Raw genomic sequence first — 18,513 nt, 5'->3', positions numbered from 1 at the left:
CTTTTGATAGAATATATCAAGCCTGCATTGAGCCTCTTCCGAAGTCAACCTATTCTCTCGGCAACGGCATAACGGGAGGCGGATAATGGCGATCGAGGCAAAGAAACGGGACTACGACCTGCTCGGCGAAAGCGGCCGCACCGCCGTCGAGACGGGGCTGGCGGCAGCGCAGTGGTATCACACCGACATTCCACGCAAGGAGATGAAGGCGCTGATGCAGCGCTCCGACGCGCCTGCTATCCGCGACACCGTCATCTGGCTCGGCAGCATGGTCATCTTTGCCGGGATCGGCATTTATTTCTGGGGCTCTTGGGTCGCCGTGCCCTTCTTTCTCGCCTATGGCGTGCTCTACGGCTCGGCCTCCGACAGCCGCTGGCACGAATGCGGTCACGGCACCGCCTTCAAGACGCGCTGGATGAACGATGCCGTCTATCAGATCGCCTGCTTCATGATCATGCGCAATCCGGTGACCTGGCGCTGGAGCCACACGCGCCATCACACCGATACCGTCATCGTCGGCCGCGATCCCGAGATCGCCGTCATGCGGCCGCCCGATCTCGCTCGGCTGGTCCTCAATTTCTTCGGCATCCTCGACGCCTGGCATGCCATCGTCGACATGCTGCGCAATGCTTTCGGCGTCATCAGCCCGGCGGAAAAGACCTTCATTCCGGAGATGGAGCAGCCGAAGGCGATCCGCTTTGCCCGCATCTGGCTGGCGATCTATCTCGTCACCATCGCCGCCGCGGTCGCCATGGGCTCGATCCTGCCGTTGATGCTGATCGGCCTGCCGCGCCTCTACGGCGCCTGGCACCATGTGCTGACCGGGCTCCTGCAGCATGGCGGCCTGGCCGACAACGTCATCGACCACCGGCTGAACAGCCGCACGGTCTATATGAACCCGATCAGCCGCTTCATCTATTGGAACATGAACTATCACGTCGAACATCACATGTTCCCGATGGTGCCCTATCACGCGCTGCCGAGGCTGCACGCGATGATCAAGCACGACCTGCCGGCGGCAAACCCGTCGATCCTGTCGGGCTATCGCGAGATGATCCCGGCCTTCCTGCGCCAGTTGCGTAACGAGGATTATTTCCTGAGGCGCGAACTGCCGGCGACAGCGCGGCCCTATCGCGAAGAGTTCCACAATGAGCTGGCCCCGGCCGCGCAATAATCACGATCAAGGGAGGATAAGATGAGCGGAAACTGGATCCAGGTCTGCGCCAAGGACGAGATCGACGAAGAGGATGTCATCAGCTTCGATCACGACGGACGCACCTTCGCGGTCTATCGCAGCCCGGACGACGAATTCTTCGCCACCGACGGTCTCTGCACCCATGAACATATTCATCTCGCCGACGGGCTTGTCATGGATGAAATTATCGAATGCCCGAAACATAACGGCCGCTTCAACTACAAGACGGGCGAAGCCAAGGGCGCGCCGGTCTGCGTCAACCTCAAGACCTATCCGGTCAAGGTCGAAGGCGGCAGCGTCTTCATCTCGGTCTGAGGAGGCGGATGTGGCTCATTTCGTCATCATCGGAGCCGGCGAATGCGGCGCGCGTGCCGCCTTCGCCTTACGCGAAAAAGGTTTTGACGGCGAAATAACGCTTGTCGGCGCCGAACCCCTCCATCCCTATGAACGGCCGCCGCTGTCGAAGGCCGGTTCCGCCGAGGCCAGCGATCCGAAATTCATCGCTGCGGCGGAAAAATATGCCGACAGCGGCATCCGGCTGCTGACCGGCCTGGAAGCCCGGGATTTCGATACATCCTCCGAGACCGTCACGCTTTCGGACGGGACGACGCTTTCCTATGACAAACTTCTGCTGGCGACAGGTGCAAGCGCTCGATCCTTTCCCGGCGCGCCGGAAGATAGCCCGCATATCCGCTCGTTGAGGACGCACCACGATGCGGCGGCGCTGCGCGGTGCGATGAAACCGGGGAAACATATCGCCATCATCGGCGGCGGTTTCATCGGGCTGGAACTTGCGGCGACCGCGCGCCTGCTCGGCGCCGAGGTCACCGTCGTCGAGGGGCTGGAACGGGTGCTGAAGCGCGGCGTGCCGGAGGAGATCGCTCATCTCCTGACCGAGCGCCATCGCGCCGCGGGTGTCGATATCCGCTGCGGTGTGTCGATCGAGGCGCTGACCGAGGAAGGCGGAAAAGCCGCGATCAGGTTGTCGGGCGGTGACGTGATCGAAGCCGATCTCGCCCTTGTCGGCATCGGCGCCCGGCCGAATGTCGAGATCGCCGAAAGGGCGGGGCTAACCATCGACAACGGCATATCAGTCGATATCCATCTGCAGACCTCGGCGCCTGATATATTTGCCGCCGGCGACTGCTGCTCCTTTCCGCTGCCGATCTATGGCGGCCGGCGGGTGCGGCTCGAATCCTGGCGCAACGCCCAGGAGCAGGGCACATTGGCCGCGGCCAACATGCTCGGTCTCGATGAGGCCGTTTCATCAGTGCCATGGTTCTGGTCGGATCAATACGACGTGACGCTGCAAATTGCTGGCCTCGCCGAAGGGGCCGCCACGCATCAGCGCCGCGAGCTCGGTGTTGGCGCCTTCATCCTGTTCCATCTCGATGCCGGCGGGCGGTTGATCGCCGCCAGCGGCATCGGCCCCGGCAATGCGGTGGCGCGTGATATCCGTCTCGCCGAAATGCTGATCGCAGCCGGCGCCCATCCGGATCCCGCCGCACTCGCCGCCAGCGACATCAAACTGAAATCCCTGCTGGCCGCCTGAGCCGGCCGATATATTCAAAGGAATTGACGATGAAGAAACATAGACGCGCGACCGTCGCCGATCTGCTCGCGGAAAAGGGCAAGCGCCAGCTCACCATGCTGCGCGTTACCTCGCTGGAGGAGGCGGAAGCCGCCGAAAAGGCGGGCATCGATATCGTCTCGGTGCCGCCCTCGCTGCTCGGCCCGGTCTTCCGCGAGATCGCCCCGACGCCCTTTGCCATTCCGGGCCTCGAATATGGCGACCACGTCTCCGCCGAGGACTATCTGCGCGCCGCCTTCGCGGCGTTGAAAGCCGGTGGCGATGCCGTCTATTGCGCCGCAAGTCTGCAGACCATCCGGCGCATGCGTGACGAGGGCATCCCGGTCTGCGGCCATCTCGGCCTGATCCCGTCGAAGGCCACCTGGACCGGCGGTTTCCGCGCCGTCGGCAAGACGGCGGCCAGTGCCGCCGAAATCTGGCGGCAGACCAAGGCGCTGGAAGAGGCCGGCGCCTTCGCCGCCGAAATCGAAGTCGTGCCGGGCGATGTCGCTGCCGCCATCAGCAGCAACACCTCGATGCTGATGATCTCCATGGGCGCCGGCAGCGGCTGCGACGCCCAATATCTCTTCGCCGACGACGTGCTCGGCGCCAATCGCGACCACTATCCCCGCCATGCCAAGGTCTATCGCAACTTCGCCGCCGAACACGACCGGCTGCAGCGCGAACGCATCGCCGCCTTCACCGAATTCGCCGAGGATGTCCGCACCGGCGCCTACCCGGAGAAGCGCCATTGCGTCGGCATCGACGAAGCGGAATTGACGGCTTTCCTGGATCGGTTGGCGAGCGAGACCGGCAATCGTTGAAGTAGTCCCACCTATTCTTTGCCTTCGCTTACGCTCCGCATTCGCTTCGCTCACCCCATCTGCCTGCCGGCATCTTCCCCGCTGGGGAAAAGGGGGGGTGTGGCGGCGTCTCGCGCCTCTTGAGACCTTTGCTGTAGGAATGGCACCGTGCGGCTTGCTCCCCCTTCTCCCCAGCGGGGAGAAGATGCCCGTCAGGGCAGATGAGGGGGGGGAGGAGCGTCAGCGACGAACGCCTTGAGCGGTAGGCGAAAGGCAAACACGGCGTGCCCAGCCGCCCGCTCATCCACCTGACAGCACCTTCTAACCCGCTGGGGAGAAGGGGGAGCACGCCATTGGCTTCCGTCTCGGCCTGTGTCAGGAATGACCCAACCGGAACGGAGTATTCTGCCCCCTGTGACGATCGGCTTTGCGCATGCGGAATTGATTGCGGTGCTCGTCGCGGTGACGGGGGACGAGCCGCGTGTGATGACGATCCGCTCCGGCAATGCGCTGCCGTCAGGCCCTTTCGAAATGGGCCATCGCACCCTGCAATCGGGCCTGCGGGAATGGGTGCAGGAGCAGACGGAGCACCCCGTCGGCTATCTCGAACAGCTCTATACTTTCGCCGACCGCGACCGGAACAACGACATTCCGGGCGGGCGGACGATCTCGATCAGCTATCTCGGCCTCGTCAACGAACAGTCGGGCGCCGGCCGGCCAGGCTGGCACGGCTGGTACGAATATTTTCCCTGGGAAGACCATCGCCACGGCCGCCCGGCCGTGCTGGACGAGATCATGGCGCGGCTGAGACGCTGGGCCGATGCCGATCCCTTCAGACGCGACCACCGCCATCGCCGGGCGGATTTCACCTTCGGCCTCGACGGCGGCGGCTGGAACGAGGATCTGGTGCTGCAGCGCTATGAGCTGCTCTATGAAGCGGGGCTCGTCACCGAGGCCGGATGCGAAATAGAGGCCAATCTCGGCCGGGCAATGTTTGCCGACCACCGCCGGATTCTGGCGACCGGGATCGCCCGGCTGCGCGCCAAGATCAAATACCGCCCCGTCGTCTTCGAGCTGATGCCGGAGAGTTTTACGCTGCTGCAACTGCAGCGCGCCATCGAGGCGCTCGCCGGCCTGACGCTGCACAAGCAGAATTTCCGCCGCCTGATCGAACAGCAGGAGCTGGTCGAGGAAACCGGCGGCACCGAAAGCGAAACCGGCGGGCGGCCGGCCAAGCTCTTCCGCTTCCGTCACACGGTGCTCGAAGAACGGGCTCTTGCCGGAACGAAATTACCGCTCTCCCGCAATTGACATATGCTCATGGTGAGAATATCTATTTGCCCATAATATGCTCAAATAGAGCATAATTAGGAGCCGGCCATGAATCATCCTGTTTCCGCATCTTCGCTCTATCAGCGCGTCAGCCGCGTCATTCCCAAAGCCGAATGGATGGCCTTCGAAAACGACGTCGACGCCATCCTCGAGCTCAAGCGCCGCCGCAACGCCGTCATCCTGGCGCACAACTACCAGACGCCGGAGATCTTTCACGGCGTCGCCGATATCGTCGGCGACAGCCTGGCGCTCGCCCGCAAGGCGATCGAGGTCGATGCCGACGTCATCGTGCTGGCCGGCGTGCATTTCATGGCCGAGACCGCCAAGCTTCTGAACCCCGAAAAAACCGTGCTGATCCCCGATCTCGGCGCCGGCTGTTCGCTGGCGGATTCGATCACGCCGGAAGACATCGCGCTGCTTCGCCAGGCCCATCCCGGTGTGCCCATCATCACCTATGTCAACACCTCGGCGGCGGTGAAGGCCGCCTCCGACATCTGCTGCACTTCGGGCAATGCCAAACAGGTGGTGGAATCGCTCGGCGTGCCGAAGGTGCTGATGATCCCGGACGAATATCTGGCGCGCAACGTCGCCCGCGAGACCGATGTCGAGATCATCGCCTGGCACGGGCATTGCGAAGTGCATGAACTCTTCACCGCCGACGACGTGCGCCAGCTGCGCGAAAACCACCCCGGCGTGACGGTGCTCGCCCATCCCGAATGCCCGCCCGAGGTGGTAGCAGAAGCCGATTTCGCCGGCTCGACGGCCGTGATGTCGGATTATGTCGGCACGCAAAAGCCGGCCCGCGTCGTGCTGCTCACCGAATGCTCGATGAGCGACAATGTCGCCGTGCATCATCCCGATGTCGAGTTCATTCGCCCCTGCAATCTCTGCCCACATATGAAGCGGATCACCCTTGCCAATATCCGCGCCGCCCTTGAGGAAAACCGTCACGAGGTGACCGTCGATCCGGCGATTGCGGTGGCGGCGCGCCGCGCCGTCGAAAGGATGCTGGCGATATGACCGAGATTCTCCACAATCTCCCGGGGCGCACGGTGATCGTCGGCAGCGGCCTTGCCGGGCTGATGACCGCGCTGACGCTGGCGCCCGAACCTTCCGTCATCGTCACCCGCGCCGCCCTCGGCATGGAGACATCGAGCGCCTGGGCCCAGGGCGGCATCGCCGCCGGCATGGGCGCGGACGACAGCGCGGCGCTGCATCTTGCCGATACGCTTGCCGCCGGCGACGGCCTCTGCGATCCCACTATTGCCGCCGGCATCGTCGCCCAAGCACCGGCAGCGATCACAGCGCTGGAGCAAGCCGGCGTGCGTTTCGACCGCAATGCCGCGGGCGAACTTTCGCTCGGGCTGGAGGCCGCCCATAGCCGCCGCCGCATCGTCCATGCCGAAGGCGATGGTTCGGGAGCGGCGATCGTCGCCGCCCTGGTGCGGGCGGTGAAGCAGACACCGTCCGTCACCGCGCTCGAAGGCTTTGAGGCGCGGCGGATTTTGATGGAGGGCGAGCATGTCGCCGGCCTGCTCTGCGCGACCGTGAATGGCGCCGCCATCCTGCCGACATCAAAACTGGTGCTCGCCACCGGCGGCATCGGCGGGCTTTATGAAGCGACCACCAATCCGATGGGCAATTTCGGCCAGGGGATCGCGCTTGCCGCAAGGGCGGGCGCCGAGCTCACTGACATGGAATTCGTCCAGTTCCATCCGACGGCGCTCGATTCCCGCCGCAGGCCCCTGGCGCTGGTCAGCGAGGCGGTGCGTGGCGAGGGGGCCTTGCTCGTCAACGAGCGCGGCGACCGGTTCATGGCCCGAATCCCGGGCGCCGAGCTTGCGCCGCGTGACGTCGTCGCACGCGCCATCAGCGCCGAAATCGCCCGCGGCGGCCGTGTCTTCCTCGATGCCCGCGCGGCACTCGGCAGCCGCTTTGCCGCCCGCTTTCCCGTCATCGCAGCCCTTTGCGGCGAGGCCGGCATCGATCCGGCGAAAGACCTCATTCCCGTGCGACCGGCCATTCACTATCACATGGGCGGCGTTGCCACGGATGAGAATGGCCTGAGTTCGGTTTCCGGTCTGTGGGTGGTGGGAGAGGCAGCCTCGACCGGCCTGCACGGCGCCAATCGCCTCGCCAGCAATTCGCTGCTGGAGGCGGCTGTCATGGGCATGCGGGCGGCGCGCGACATCTCGGCCATGCCGGCAGGCCCCGCCGGCGCCACCCTCGCCGCGAGGCTGCCGGCGCCGGCCGATGCATCGCTCGTCCGGCCGATCGTCTCGCGCCATCTCGGCGTCTTGCGCAACGCCGATGCCATAGATGGGGCGATCGCTGCCCTGCTGCCGCTTGCCGAAGGTGACGGCCCTGCCGCCGATCCGGCTATCGTCGCGCTGCTGATTGCCGTCTTTGCCGGCCTGCGGGCGGAATCGCGCGGCGCCCATGCCCGCACCGATTTTCCGCTGAAGCTTGCCCAGGCGAACCGGCGGCGGATGCACCTTGCCCAAGCGCTGGAGATCGCCCGCGCCACGCCGCCCTATGCCTTTGCCCCGCTCCATACTCTTGCAAGGAGTGCCTGAGATGACCCTCGTTCCGCTTCCGCGCCTGATCGTCGAACCCTTGGTCCGGGCAGCCCTGCTCGAAGATCTCGGCCTTGCCGGCGACATCACCTCGGCCTCGGTCATTCCCCACGACCACCGCTCGACGGTCATCATGGCCGCCCGTCAGCCGGGCGTGATCGCCGGTCTCGACGCGGCCGAACTCGCCTTTGCCCTTGTCGATCCGGAGATCGTCCTGCGCCGGCATCTCCAGGACGGTGACGCGGTCAAGCCGGGCGACGTCATCGCCACCATCGAAGGTCCATCCCGCGGCCTGCTAACGGCTGAGCGCACCGCGCTGAATTTCCTCGGCCATCTCTCCGGCATCGCCACCGTGACGGCGGAGATTGCCGCCGCCATCCGCGGCGCCAAGGCTAGGGTCACCTGCACCCGCAAGACGACGCCGGGGCTGAGAGCGCTGGAGAAATATGCGGTGCGGGCCGGCGGCGGCATGAACCACCGTTTCGCGCTGCATGACGCGGTGCTGATCAAGGACAATCACGTCGCGATATCCGGCAGCGTCGCCGAGGCCATCCGCCGGGCGCGAGCCGGCATCGGCCATCTGGTGAAGATCGAAGTCGAAGTCGACACCCTCGATCAGCTGCGCGAGGCGATGGAGACCGGCGTCGACGCCGTTCTGCTCGACAATATGACGCCGGATCAGCTGCGCCAGGCCGTCGCCATCGTCGCCGGCCGGGCAATCACCGAGGCCTCCGGCCGCGTCACCCCGGCAACCGCCGCCGCAATCGCAGCCTCCGGCGTCGATCTCATCTCCGTCGGCTGGCTGACGCACAGCGCGCCGGTGCTGGATATCGGACTTGATTTCGTCGCGGCAGCGGCGGCAACGAAAACATATTCCAGGCGGACTTCGCAGGCGCTGTAACGGAGGACGGCGGCAATAACGTGCCGTGCCGCGACGCAAAAACACCTGTCATGAAAGTGTCGGCCAAGCATCTTCTCGGCGAGCGGCATGCAAAAATGCAAATAATCGCTGAAATTTCTTCTTTTTATAGCAAGGGCCGCTATGCGCGGCGGCTTTATAGCTTTAACATGATTTCTTGACCGCTGGTGCGTTTACGCGCCTTGGCTTTCAGGGGTGAGAACCGAGATGCAACCGACATCCGGGCAAAAGTCGACGAACAGGCTGTGCCTGCTCGGACGACCGAGATTGCTGGCGGCGGGGAAAGAACTCCCCCTGCCGGAGAAGTCTTATTTTCTCCTCGCCATGCTCGCCGCCGAAGCCGGTCTCGAACTCGATCGCGAAACAATCAGGCGGCAGCTCTGGCAATCGGAACTGCCGGAAAAGCGGGCAGGCAGCCTGCGCCAGTTGTTGGCGCGCATCGAGCAGAGCATTCCTGCCGGCCTTCCGCCGCTGCTGGCCGCAACTCGAACCCATATCGGGCTTGCCGACGGCTGGGAGGTCGACGTCCATATCCTGAAGCAGAAAGGGCCGCTCGCTCCCGAAGACCGCGATATGCTGAACGGCGATTTGCTCGAAGGCGCCAAATCGCCGACGCAGGGCGCCGAGGACTGGCTGACCTTCGAGCGCCAGCGGATCGATGAATTGCGCTCGGCCCATCTCACCCGGCTGATCGAAACGTCGGAAGACGGATCGGAAGACGAGCAGGTGACGCTTGCCAGGCGCCTGCTGCAGCTCGACCCTGCCAATGAGACGGCCTATCGCGCCCTGATGCGCACCCATGTCAGGCTGAACGATCCGGCCGCCGCCCGTCAGGCCTATTTGAAGTGCAAGAGCCAGCTGAAGGACGACTTCGACACCGAGCCGGAGGAAAGCACCACGGCGCTTGCCCGCGAACTCGGCCTGATCCCGCCAGCACAAGCCGCCGCCCCGGAGCGCCCGCCGGCCTCAGGCATATCGGCTGATATGCTCGGCCAGCCGCGCATCATCATCCTGCCGCCGGAAAGCATCTTCACCGATCCGCTGATGGAGCGCGTCGGCAGGGCGCTTCTCGAAGACGTCACCATCGGCCTCAGCCAGCAGCGCGGCTTCAAGGTGATTGCGGCCCATACCAGCCTGGAAATCCTCAGCCGTTCGATCGATCCGGCGCGTGCCGTGCCCGGCCCGCTCGACCTCAGCTTCGACTATGCGGTCTACGTCACCATCCAGGGCCGCGACGAGGATGTCTTTGCCACCTGCCGGCTGACGCGGACGACGACCTCGGAGGTGATCTGGGCCCTGGAACTGCCGCTGGTCATGCAGAAGATCAGCGAATCCTTCGCGCATCTGACGCGGCGGATCGTCTCCTCGCTCGCCGACACGATCGAGCGCCATGAACTGGCGATGCCGATCGGCGAGGCGCCGGCCTCTGCCTACCGTCTCTACCTGGAAGGCAAGCGGCTGATCGCCCAGACCGATCTGCAGCATCTGCGCCAGGCGCGCAAATGGTTCAAATCCTCGCTCAATCGTTATGAGCATTTCTCCGCCGCCCATGCCGGCGTGTCGCGCGCGCTCGGCATGGAATGGCTGATCCGCGGCATGCGGGACAAGGAACTGCTCGACGAGGCGAATGGTGCTGCGCGGCTGGCGCAGCAGTCCGACCCCAATAGCGGCCGGGCTTACCGCGAGCTTGGCTTCGTCGCGCTGTATCGCCGCCGCTTCGACGAAAGCCTGGAATATTTCCAGCAGGCGCAGGATCTCAATCCCAACGATGCCGACATTCTGGCCGATTTCGCCGACGCGCTTTCGCATGACGGCGATTTCGACCGGGCGCTGGAGCTGAGCCGCGCCGCCTTCAAACTCAATCCGCTGCCGCCGGACTATTATTACTGGAACCTCGGCGGCATCCACTTCATGCGCGAAGAGTATGAAAAGGCGATCGAGGCGCTGGAGCCGGTGAAGGCGAAACAGGCGACGGCGCGTCTGCTGGCCGCCTCCCATGCCATGGCCGGCGATACGGCCAAGGCCGGAAATTATGCCCGGACGGTTCTGGAAAACTTCCCGGACTTCCGCAGCGAGGACATTCGTCACTTCGTCCCCGATCGCGATCCCGCCTTTACCGACCCGCTGATAAGAGGCCTGCAACTCGCCGGTCTTCCTTGATTGCATCGCCTTTTAACGAAGCCTGTAACGCTTAAATGACGCAGGCAATGTTTTCCTCCGATGGTTAACGGCAGCAAGGGCTGCCCAACAATCGGAGATGAACCATGAAGACGAATGCTGAAACCACCGCCCTTCAGACACAGTCCCTGCGTTTCTCTGCAGCCGCCAAAGCAGCCATGAAGCAGGACGAACTCAGCGTTTCCGCCAATGGGCTCGAGAGCCTGACACACGCCCTGAGGTTCCGCTAAGGGCGAGATCGGTATGTCCGCTTGCACCGACCCAGAGCAATTCCAGCAGAAATGTGCAGCGGTTTTGCGTCCGGAATTGCGTGAAAAAAACGAGATGGAGCATTTTCGCGATTCGAGGAGAAACGAAAATGCTCTTCAGACGCTTGCCGGTGATCTCGAACGATCGTCGGCGGGCGTCAGCGATTATCACGACCGCGCGATCACCCCGGCTCAGACGCTTGCGGCCATCAGGCCGCATCTGCGCGAATTCGGCATTACCCGCGTCGGTCTGCTGACCGCGCTTGACGTCCTCAACATTCCCGTCGCCTTCGCCACGCGGCCGAACAGCCATACGCTCTCGGTGTTTCAGGGCAAGGGGATCGACAATGACGCCGCCATGACCTCGGCCGCCATGGAAGCGATCGAGACGCGGATCGCCGAAATCCCACCCGCCGACCTGACGCAGGCGACGGTCGAGAGCATGCGGGCGGAACATGCCGCCATGATCGATCTCGACAATGTCGCTCGCTGCGCACCCGACGAGATCGGCAGCGGACCCATCCCCTGGTGCTCCGGGCTCGACATCCTGTCCGGCCGCAGCGTTTTCGTGCCCTGGTGGCTGGTCGGCCTCGACCATCGCGGCGACAGGCCGCCGGGCTTCGAGCAGTCGAGCGATGGGCTCGCCTCCGGCAACACGCCGTCAGAAGCGGTGCTGCACGGGCTTTGCGAACTGGTGGAGCGCGACGCCTGGGCCTTGACCCAGCTGAAATCGCCGCAGCGGCTGAAGGAGAGCCGCATCGACCCCGCCTGTTTCGGCGATGCGGTCATCGACATCATGACCGATCGGATCACCCGCGCCGGCATGCGGCTGCTGCTGCTCGATATGACCACGGATATCGGCATCCCGGCTTTTCTTGCCGTCATCATGCCCGGCAATCTTTCCGACCGGGTCGATGCCCGCTGGGCCCATGTCTGCGGCGGCTGCGGCTGCCATCCCGATCCCGTGCGCGCCGCGCTGCGCGCCATCACCGAAGCGGCGCAGAGCCGGCTGACCGCCATTGCAGGCAGCCGCGACGATTTCTCGCCGCGCGTCTATCAGCGGCTCGACCGGAGCGAGGCGATGCAGCAGGTGGTCGAGCTCTGTGAGGGCGGTGGCCGGATGCGCGCCTTCCAGCCCCGTCATGCCAGGGCTGCAACGATCCAGGCAACCATCGGCCAGATTGCCGGCCGGCTGGCGGCAGCCGGCATCGATCAGATCGTCGTCGTGCCGTTTGCGCACCGGGCTCTGCCGGTCTCCGTCGTCAGGGTGATCGTGCCGGGCCTGGAGGTCGATATATCGGGCCAGTACGTCCAGCTCGGCCTGCGCGCGGTCAATACCATCAGAGGAGCCCAATCATGAAGGTGCTGTTCGTCGGCCCGAGCCTCGGCAGCGATCTCACTGCTGCGAGAATCATGTCCCCCCGCATCGATTTCCGGCCGCCGGCCGCCTGCGGCGATATCCTGAAAGCCGTCCACGACGGCGCCACCGCCATCGGCCTCGTCGACGGTTATTTCGGCGATCTGCCGTCGGTCTGGCACAAGGAAATTCTTTTCGCCCTCGACCATAATGTCGCCGTTGCCGGCGGCGCCAGCATGGGCGCGTTGCGGGCAGCCGAATGCGCGCCTTTCGGCATGGTCGGGATCGGTTCGATCTTCGAGGATTACGAGAACGGGCGGCTGCTCGACGACGAGGCCGTCGCTCTGGTGCATGCGCCGCAGGCGCTCGGCTGGCTGCCGCTGTCGGTGCCCTGGGTCGATTTCGAGCCGACGATCGATGCGCTTCTTGCCGGCGGCGAGATCTCGACCGCCGAGCGCAAGAAACTGCTGCTTGCCGGACGTTTCCTGCATTTTTCCGAACGCACCTATGCCAAGGTCGTCGACGAGTGCCATTTTCGCAAGCCGCGGCGCGACACCATCCTCGCCGCCATCCGCGGCAATCGCGTCGAGCGCAAGCGCAACGACGCCCGGCTGGTATTGGAATGGCTGCGCCGGGACGAATTCCTGCCCGTCGACCGTGACTGGCACTTTGCCGCCACCTCGCATTGGCAGCTTCTGCACGCCGAAGTCACGCGTAATAAGGTTCCTGTAACGCTTGAATAACGGTCGCGGCGGAAGATGCAGTGGTGATGGAATCTTAGGGTTTCGCGACCAGAGGGGCGGGAACGATGTTTGAACAACACAACGAGCCGACGGGCAGCGAATACGCAAGGATCTTCCGGCTGCTGTCGGCAGCCAAGGAGGAGGCTGAAAAGCTTCAGCTGCGTAATCTGATGCACCTGACAAACATGGCGCTGCTGCAGGTCGTCATCGATTGGGACGGCATAGATCCCGACAGGGAGCTAGACGTCAATCTCGAGAAGCTGCTCGGCAGCAAGGCCAAGATCGCAATGAAGGATGCCAGCGAGAATCTGATCCTGATCGATCGCCATTGATCCCAATCGATAACTATCGATCTCGGTCGATGACTATCGATCACCGTCGATGACTATTGATCCCGATCGATAATTTTCGATGTCGATCGATGGCAAATTGAGCCGATCGATGGCAACTGATCCGGATTGATCCCCTTGGTCCCGATCGATTGCTATCGTGATGGCTCGCCACTGATCCTCATGCGGATCGCCTGGAGCGCGTGAAGGCCAGCCGGTTTATTCGGCGGCGTCCGCTTCCATCTGCTCGGTATGCGCGATCGCCTGGACGAGCTTCAGGATCTTCTTGCGAAGAGCTTCGTTCTTGATCGAGAAGAACGCAGCATTGAGAAGCACGCCTTCGCGCGAAATCACGAATTCCTCGCTGGGGGCCGGGTTGTCGTTGGCGGTATCCGGCGCGGCCATGTCGTCGAAAAACGTCCTGACGTCGACCTTCAAAGCGCCGGCGATTTCCACCAGCATGCTTGCGGAAACGCGGTTGGAGCCCTTTTCGTATTTCTGGATCTGCTGGAACGTTACGCCGACACGATCTCCCAGTTCCGTCTGGGAAACTTTCCTCAGCAGACGCTGTATACGGATCGTCTTGCCGACATGGACATCCACTGCATGTGGTTCTTCTTTCATTTGTTTTCCCTCCTGAGGACACCGGATATGAAGTTATTCGCCAAATCCGTATCTGACAACTTTTACCTGAGATGGCTAAAGCTAGCAATTGTCCGGTGGTAAGTCGTCCCAAACCGAAACACTTGCGTTACTTCATCCTTACACAAGCAAAAGACATGCCAAAGTAGCACTTTTGCATGCCACAGCACATCACATGATTTTGTGACCTCAGAGCGACCAGAGGCGCTGCGCATTGGCGAAAAGCAGCCTGGAACGCTCCGCCTCGCTGCTCGAAGCAAGCACGGCATGGGTCGCGGCGACCCAGGTGGAGAGGCCGCCGCCGAGCGTGCAGACCGGCCAGTCGCTGCCCCAGACGACACGATCCCAGCCGAAATTGGCAATCACATGCTCGATATAGGGCCGCAGCGTTTGCGCCGTCCATGTCGCGGCATCGGCATAGGCAACGACGCCGGAGATCTTGCAGACGACATTCGGCCGCCGGGCAATCTCCGATATACCGGCCTTCCATGGCTCGAAGGCATCGGAGCGGATATCCGGCACGCCGCAATGGTCGAGGACGAATTGCACATCCGGCGCGAGATCGACGAGGGCGGTGGCGCGGCCCGCCTGGTGCGGCAGGGTGCAGAGGTCGAAGGTCAGGCCGCTGCCGCCGATGCGCCGGATATTTTCGCGAAACAGCGCGCCTTCGGAAACCTCGTCGGGCACCACATGCAGCACGCGGCGGAAGCCCTTGACGAAGCGATCGGCCTTCTGCCGTTCGAGATAGGCGGCAAAACCTTCCTCTTCCGGCCGGCAGGAGACGATGGCCCCGGCAATCAGGCTGCCTGCCTTTCCCGCGATGGCGGCGACATGGTCGGTCTCAGCCTGCATGGCGGCGGGATCGACATCGACCTCCATGTGCAGCGCCGTGGTGATGCCGCAGCGCCGCGCCTCGGCCGCATAGGTCTCGTAGAGGAAATCGTGATCGAGAGCAGGAACGCCGGAGAGCCAGGGATAGGGCAGCGCCGAGCGATCGATAATGTGCAGATGGGTGTCGATGAGCACGCGTTTCTCCTCCAACAATGGCCACGCCGCAGCCTATTTCTGGTGAATGAATTATTCAAATAGAAATTCCGCCCAGACGTACCGTGCGAGAGTGAAGGGGAAACGGAGAGGCGGCTTTCAAGCCCTCTTCCCCCTCGGGGAGAAGAGGATCGAGACGCCCCGGCACATCCCTTCGACCCATCAACCAGAATTGACGACATCCGCCCCCGCCAGCAGCGAAAGCTGCGCGGCGGCCTTCTGCACCAGCATGATCGCCTGGGTGATATCGGGCGCCGACGGCGCATTGACGAGCGCGATGAAAGGGCAGGTGAGGGCGGCGATGCAGCGGCGGTCCGGCCCGAGAACCGGCGCGGACAGATTGTAGACGCCCGATGTCTGGGCGCTCGCCATCATCTCGTAGCCGCGCTCGCGGATCTGGTCGAGGCGATCGTAGAATTCCGGCCCGAGTTCGATATCGGCGCGGCTGCGCACATGCTCGGAGATCATCATCTCCCGCTCCTCCGCGCTGCGGAAGGCGAGCAGCACATGCCCCGAACCGGTATCGAACAGGCTGATATGGGCGCCGACGCGGATCGAGAACCCCCAGTAGTCGGGCGCCTCCTGCTGGGCGATGACGACGGCAGCGCCGCGATCGAAGACGGCGAGATGATTGGCCTGGCGTGTGCGCTGGGCGAGCTCGCGCATCAACGGCGTGGCGTAGGAGGCAAGCCGGCGCACCGGCGCGTGCAACTGAGCAAGACCGAAGAGCTTCAGCGTCAGCGAATAGCGGTCGCCGTCCAGCCGGGTGACGTAACCGCGGCGCACCAGGCGGTCGAGCATGCGGTAGAATTCATTGGGGCTGCGGTCGAGCCGCTTGGCGATTTCAGCCTGGGTGAGACCGCTGTCGACGCCGGCGAGCAATTCCAGGATATCGAGACCCTTGTCGAGCGCAGGAGCGCGGTAGCGGTCTGACTCGTCGGTCTCCATTCCTTCCTCCTGTGAATATGGTTCTGCATATACGCAGAACCGCCGCCGGAAAAGGAAAAGTTTAGGCTTGCCTCTTGGCTAATCGTCTGTTTGTCTATAAACAGACAAATCATCACTGAAAACGCTCGCTCGGCAGCGCGTGCAACTGGGGTGCCGAAGGCGGCCAAGCGGCAAGATCGCAAACAGCCGGGCAGGGAGGAAAACAATGCAGCGCATGGCAACGATCCTGCGGCCGCATGCCTTGCCAGAGGCCGGTCGAAGCGCGCAAAAAGACAGGTGGAGGCGATGATGATGGGTGCGTTCCGCTATCGCCACCCAGCCTTCGTCAAGACATGAACTGCATTCCATCGTTCGGCGTAGACAATTCCAGAAAAGGCCCGTGACATGACAAACAAACTTTCCGGCAAGTCCGTTCTCATCACCGCCGCCGGCCAGGGCATCGGCCGGGCGACGGCGGCAGCCTTTGCCGCGGCCGGCGCCAAGGTCCACGCGACCGACATCAATACCGACGCGCTGGCGACGCTTGCGGCCGAAACCGGGGTTTCGACCCATCAGCTGAACGTGCTCGAAGAGGATGCGGTCAATGCGCTCGTCGCCAGGATCGGCGCGGTCGACGTGCTGTTCAACTGCGCCGGCTTCGTCCATGCCGGCTCCATCCTCGAGATGAAGGACGCCGATTTCGAATTCGCCCTCGATCTCAACGTCAAGGCGATGATCCGTACCATCCGCGCCGTTCTGCCCGGCATGCTCGAGCGCAAGGACGGGTCGATCATCAACATGGCCTCCGTCGCCTCCAGCATCAAGGGCGTGCCGAACCGCTTCGCCTATGGCGTCACCAAGGCGGCGGTGATCGGGCTGACCAAATCCGTCGCCGCCGATTATGTCGCTCAAGGCATCCGCTGCAACGCCATCTGCCCCGGCACGGTGGAAAGCCCGTCGCTGCAGGATCGCATGCGCGCGCAGGGCGATTACGACGCGGCGCGCGCCGCCTTCATCGCCCGTCAGCCGATGGGCCGGCTCGGCTCGCCGGAGGAGATCGCCGATCTTGCCGTCTATCTCGCCGGCGCCACCTACACCTCGGGTCAGGCGATCGCCATCGACGGCGGCTGGACGATCTGAGCTCGGCCGATGACGCGGCCGGCAGCATTGCCGGCCGGCAAGATGATCGGCCGATATGACAGGCCTTAAGAATCGGGAGGAACAACCATGACCCGCATCACCGACCTTCGTGTCTTCGATCTCCGTTTTCCCACCTCGCAGAGCCTGGACGGATCGGATGCGATGAACCCCGATCCGGATTATTCGGCCGCCTATGTCATTCTCGATACGGATGCGCCCGATCTTGCCGGCCACGGCCTGACCTTCACCATCGGCCGCGGCAACGACATTTGCTGCATGGCGATCGAGGCGATGCGCCATCTCGTCGTCGGTACTGAGCTTGCCGATGTCCTCGCCCATCCCGGAAAGTTCTGGCGGCATCTGACCAGCGACAGCCAGCTGCGCTGGATCGGCCCGGAAAAGGGCGCCATTCATCTGGCGACCGGCGCCGTCGTCAACGCCGTCTGGGATCTGCTTGCCAAACAGGCGGGAAAACCGGTCTGGCGGCTCGTCGCCGACATGTCGCCGGAAGAGATCGCCGACATTGTCGACTATCGTTATCTCACCGACGTGCTGACCCGCGACGAGGCGATCGAGATCCTCAAGCGCGCCGAAGCCGGCAGGGCCGAACGCATCGCCACCCTCGAAAAGGAGGGTTACGCCTGCTACACGACCTCGGCCGGCTGGCTCGGTTATGAAGACGAGAAACTGCGCCGCCTCTGCCGGGAGGCGATCGAGGCCGGCTTCAACCATATCAAGATGAAGGTCGGCCGCGACCTGGAAGACGATATCCGCCGCTTGCGGATCGCCCGCGAGGTGATCGGCCCCGATCGTTACCTGATGATCGACGCCAATCAGGTCTGGGATGTCGGTCAGGCGATCGACTGGGTCAAGGCGCTTGCCCCGGCCAAGCCCTTCTTCATCGAGGAACCCACCAGCCCCGACGACGTTGCCGGTCACCGCAAGATCCGCCAGGCGATCGCGCCGGTGAAGGTCGCGACCGGCGAAATGTGCCAGAACCGCATCATGTTCAAGCAGTTCATCGCCGAGGGCGCAATCGACATCGTCCAGATCGATTCCTGCCGCATGGGCGGGCTGAACGAGGTTCTCTCCGTGCTGCTGATTGCCGCCAAATTCGGCCTGCCGGTCTGGCCGCATGCCGGCGGCGTCGGCCTCTGCGAATATGTGCAGCACCTGTCGATGATCGATTACGTCGCTGTGTCGGGCACCAAGGACGGCCGCGTCATCGAATATGTCGACCATCTCCATGAACACTTCCTCGACCCCTGCCGGATCGAGAACGCCGCCTATATGCCGCCCGTCCTGCCGGGCTTCTCCATCGAGATGAAACCGGACTCGATCAGCAACTATACGTTTCGAGGCTAATGAAACCTCGCCGGTCCACATGATAATTTCCTGTTTTCGATAGTCTTTCCTTGAGGTAACGGACTTCCAATCAGACGGGACTGCTCCAATTCACTTGGAAGCGGCGAAGCTTGCTTTTTTTAGCAGTGGGGAATATTTTCGAATT

At 63.3% G+C, this 18,513-nt stretch carries 18 protein-coding genes; 15 read left to right on the top strand and 3 right to left on the bottom strand.

Annotated elements, in window-relative coordinates; genetic code table 11:
* The first annotated feature begins 85 nt into the window (after positions 1-85).
* From RHEC894_RS28880 to RHEC894_RS28825, 13 genes are all read left to right on the top strand, one after another.
* On the top strand, positions 86-1,174 hold the full coding sequence (locus RHEC894_RS28880; RefSeq protein WP_085740104.1) for a fatty acid desaturase family protein: 1,089 nt from the start codon (positions 86-88) through the stop codon (positions 1,172-1,174).
* 21 nt (positions 1,175-1,195) lie between these two features.
* The gene (locus RHEC894_RS28875) at positions 1,196-1,510 is read left to right on the top strand and encodes a MocE family 2Fe-2S type ferredoxin (protein WP_010067887.1); all 315 of its coding nucleotides are present in this window, start codon (positions 1,196-1,198) and stop codon (positions 1,508-1,510) included.
* A 10-nt stretch (positions 1,511-1,520) separates the two neighbouring features.
* Positions 1,521-2,747 (top strand): FAD-dependent oxidoreductase, encoded by a 1,227-nt coding sequence (locus tag RHEC894_RS28870; RefSeq protein ID WP_085740103.1) that lies wholly within the window; start codon positions 1,521-1,523, stop codon positions 2,745-2,747.
* A gap of 29 nt (positions 2,748-2,776) precedes the next feature.
* Positions 2,777-3,589, top strand: a complete 813-nt coding sequence (locus RHEC894_RS28865) for a 3-methyl-2-oxobutanoate hydroxymethyltransferase (protein WP_085740102.1) — start codon at positions 2,777-2,779, stop codon at positions 3,587-3,589.
* A 360-nt stretch (positions 3,590-3,949) separates the two neighbouring features.
* Positions 3,950-4,879: a hypothetical protein gene (locus RHEC894_RS28860; protein WP_206427946.1), complete on the top strand. Its 930-nt coding sequence runs from the start codon at positions 3,950-3,952 to the stop codon at positions 4,877-4,879.
* A 69-nt stretch (positions 4,880-4,948) separates the two neighbouring features.
* Positions 4,949-5,920: a quinolinate synthase NadA gene (gene nadA, locus RHEC894_RS28855; RefSeq protein ID WP_085740100.1), complete on the top strand. Its 972-nt coding sequence runs from the start codon at positions 4,949-4,951 to the stop codon at positions 5,918-5,920.
* Positions 5,917-7,476: an L-aspartate oxidase gene (locus RHEC894_RS28850; protein WP_085740099.1), complete on the top strand. Its 1,560-nt coding sequence runs from the start codon at positions 5,917-5,919 to the stop codon at positions 7,474-7,476. The genes nadA and RHEC894_RS28850 overlap by 4 nt, the downstream gene beginning before the upstream one ends.
* Position 7,477: 1 nt before the next feature.
* On the top strand, positions 7,478-8,377 hold the full coding sequence (gene nadC, locus RHEC894_RS28845; protein WP_085740098.1) for a carboxylating nicotinate-nucleotide diphosphorylase: 900 nt from the start codon (positions 7,478-7,480) through the stop codon (positions 8,375-8,377).
* Between the two features lie 225 nt (positions 8,378-8,602).
* Positions 8,603-10,555 carry a BTAD domain-containing putative transcriptional regulator gene (locus RHEC894_RS28840; RefSeq protein WP_085740097.1) on the top strand — a complete coding sequence of 651 codons (1,953 nt, stop codon included), beginning with the start codon at positions 8,603-8,605 and terminating at the stop codon, positions 10,553-10,555.
* Between the two features lie 104 nt (positions 10,556-10,659).
* On the top strand, positions 10,660-10,803 hold the full coding sequence (locus RHEC894_RS33190; RefSeq protein ID WP_010065794.1) for a hypothetical protein: 144 nt from the start codon (positions 10,660-10,662) through the stop codon (positions 10,801-10,803).
* Between the two features lie 94 nt (positions 10,804-10,897).
* Entirely contained in the window at positions 10,898-12,181 is a 1,284-nt protein-coding gene (locus tag RHEC894_RS28835) for a YcaO-like family protein (RefSeq protein ID WP_085740096.1), read from the top strand.
* On the top strand, positions 12,178-12,921 hold the full coding sequence (locus RHEC894_RS28830) for a TfuA-like protein (protein ID WP_085740095.1): 744 nt from the start codon (positions 12,178-12,180) through the stop codon (positions 12,919-12,921). Before RHEC894_RS28835 ends, RHEC894_RS28830 begins: the two co-directional genes overlap by 4 nt.
* 65 nt (positions 12,922-12,986) lie before the next feature.
* Positions 12,987-13,253 (top strand): hypothetical protein, encoded by a 267-nt coding sequence (locus RHEC894_RS28825; protein ID WP_085740094.1) that lies wholly within the window; start codon positions 12,987-12,989, stop codon positions 13,251-13,253.
* Between the two features lie 216 nt (positions 13,254-13,469).
* Here RHEC894_RS28825 and RHEC894_RS28820 read toward each other — a convergent pair whose 3' ends face one another.
* The 3 genes from RHEC894_RS28820 to RHEC894_RS28810 form a co-directional block, all read right to left on the bottom strand.
* Complete coding sequence (locus tag RHEC894_RS28820) at positions 13,470-13,874, bottom strand: helix-turn-helix transcriptional regulator (protein ID WP_085740093.1); 405 nt, start codon at positions 13,872-13,874, stop codon at positions 13,470-13,472.
* A gap of 207 nt (positions 13,875-14,081) precedes the next feature.
* Positions 14,082-14,918, bottom strand: a complete 837-nt coding sequence (locus RHEC894_RS28815) for an amidohydrolase (protein WP_085740092.1) — start codon at positions 14,916-14,918, stop codon at positions 14,082-14,084.
* A 180-nt stretch (positions 14,919-15,098) separates the two neighbouring features.
* A complete protein-coding gene (locus RHEC894_RS28810; RefSeq protein ID WP_085740091.1) occupies positions 15,099-15,884 on the bottom strand; it encodes an IclR family transcriptional regulator in 786 nt (261 codons plus the stop codon).
* A gap of 384 nt (positions 15,885-16,268) precedes the next feature.
* On the opposite strand from RHEC894_RS28810, the gene RHEC894_RS28800 reads away from it, so the two are divergent.
* Together RHEC894_RS28800 and RHEC894_RS28795 are read left to right on the top strand one after the other, a co-directional pair.
* Entirely contained in the window at positions 16,269-17,003 is a 735-nt protein-coding gene (locus tag RHEC894_RS28800) for an SDR family oxidoreductase (RefSeq protein ID WP_085740090.1), read from the top strand.
* An 87-nt stretch (positions 17,004-17,090) separates the two neighbouring features.
* Entirely contained in the window at positions 17,091-18,368 is a 1,278-nt protein-coding gene (locus tag RHEC894_RS28795; RefSeq protein WP_085740089.1) for an L-fuconate dehydratase, read from the top strand.
* Positions 18,369-18,513 lie beyond the last annotated feature (145 nt).

Source organism: Rhizobium sp. CIAT894, from assembly GCF_000172795.2.
GTDB lineage: Bacteria > Pseudomonadota > Alphaproteobacteria > Rhizobiales > Rhizobiaceae > Rhizobium.
The sequence above is the reverse complement of the archived record's forward strand: the minus strand, read 5'-3'. Positions and strand labels throughout refer to the sequence as shown.

What these genes read in the sequence shown, in the direction of transcription:
- RHEC894_RS28880 (WP_085740104.1), top strand. Translation starts at nt 86, where the DNA reads ATGGCGATCGAGGCAAAGAAACGGGACTACGACCTGCTCGGCGAAAGC.
- RHEC894_RS28830 (WP_085740095.1), top strand. Translation starts at nt 12,178, where the DNA reads ATGAAGGTGCTGTTCGTCGGCCCGAGCCTCGGCAGCGATCTCACTGCT.
- RHEC894_RS28840 (WP_085740097.1), top strand. Translation starts at nt 8,603, where the DNA reads ATGCAACCGACATCCGGGCAAAAGTCGACGAACAGGCTGTGCCTGCTC.
- RHEC894_RS33190 (WP_010065794.1), top strand. Translation starts at nt 10,660, where the DNA reads ATGAAGACGAATGCTGAAACCACCGCCCTTCAGACACAGTCCCTGCGT.
- RHEC894_RS28810 (WP_085740091.1), bottom strand. Translation starts at nt 15,884, where the DNA reads ATGGAGACCGACGAGTCAGACCGCTACCGCGCTCCTGCGCTCGACAAG.
- RHEC894_RS28860 (WP_206427946.1), top strand. Translation starts at nt 3,950, where the DNA reads ATGACCCAACCGGAACGGAGTATTCTGCCCCCTGTGACGATCGGCTTT.
- nadA (WP_085740100.1), top strand. Translation starts at nt 4,949, where the DNA reads ATGAATCATCCTGTTTCCGCATCTTCGCTCTATCAGCGCGTCAGCCGC.
- RHEC894_RS28835 (WP_085740096.1), top strand. Translation starts at nt 10,898, where the DNA reads ATGGAGCATTTTCGCGATTCGAGGAGAAACGAAAATGCTCTTCAGACG.
- RHEC894_RS28795 (WP_085740089.1), top strand. Translation starts at nt 17,091, where the DNA reads ATGACCCGCATCACCGACCTTCGTGTCTTCGATCTCCGTTTTCCCACC.
- RHEC894_RS28850 (WP_085740099.1), top strand. Translation starts at nt 5,917, where the DNA reads ATGACCGAGATTCTCCACAATCTCCCGGGGCGCACGGTGATCGTCGGC.
- RHEC894_RS28820 (WP_085740093.1), bottom strand. Translation starts at nt 13,874, where the DNA reads ATGAAAGAAGAACCACATGCAGTGGATGTCCATGTCGGCAAGACGATC.
- RHEC894_RS28800 (WP_085740090.1), top strand. Translation starts at nt 16,269, where the DNA reads ATGACAAACAAACTTTCCGGCAAGTCCGTTCTCATCACCGCCGCCGGC.
- RHEC894_RS28825 (WP_085740094.1), top strand. Translation starts at nt 12,987, where the DNA reads ATGTTTGAACAACACAACGAGCCGACGGGCAGCGAATACGCAAGGATC.
- RHEC894_RS28875 (WP_010067887.1), top strand. Translation starts at nt 1,196, where the DNA reads ATGAGCGGAAACTGGATCCAGGTCTGCGCCAAGGACGAGATCGACGAA.
- nadC (WP_085740098.1), top strand. Translation starts at nt 7,478, where the DNA reads ATGACCCTCGTTCCGCTTCCGCGCCTGATCGTCGAACCCTTGGTCCGG.
- RHEC894_RS28865 (WP_085740102.1), top strand. Translation starts at nt 2,777, where the DNA reads ATGAAGAAACATAGACGCGCGACCGTCGCCGATCTGCTCGCGGAAAAG.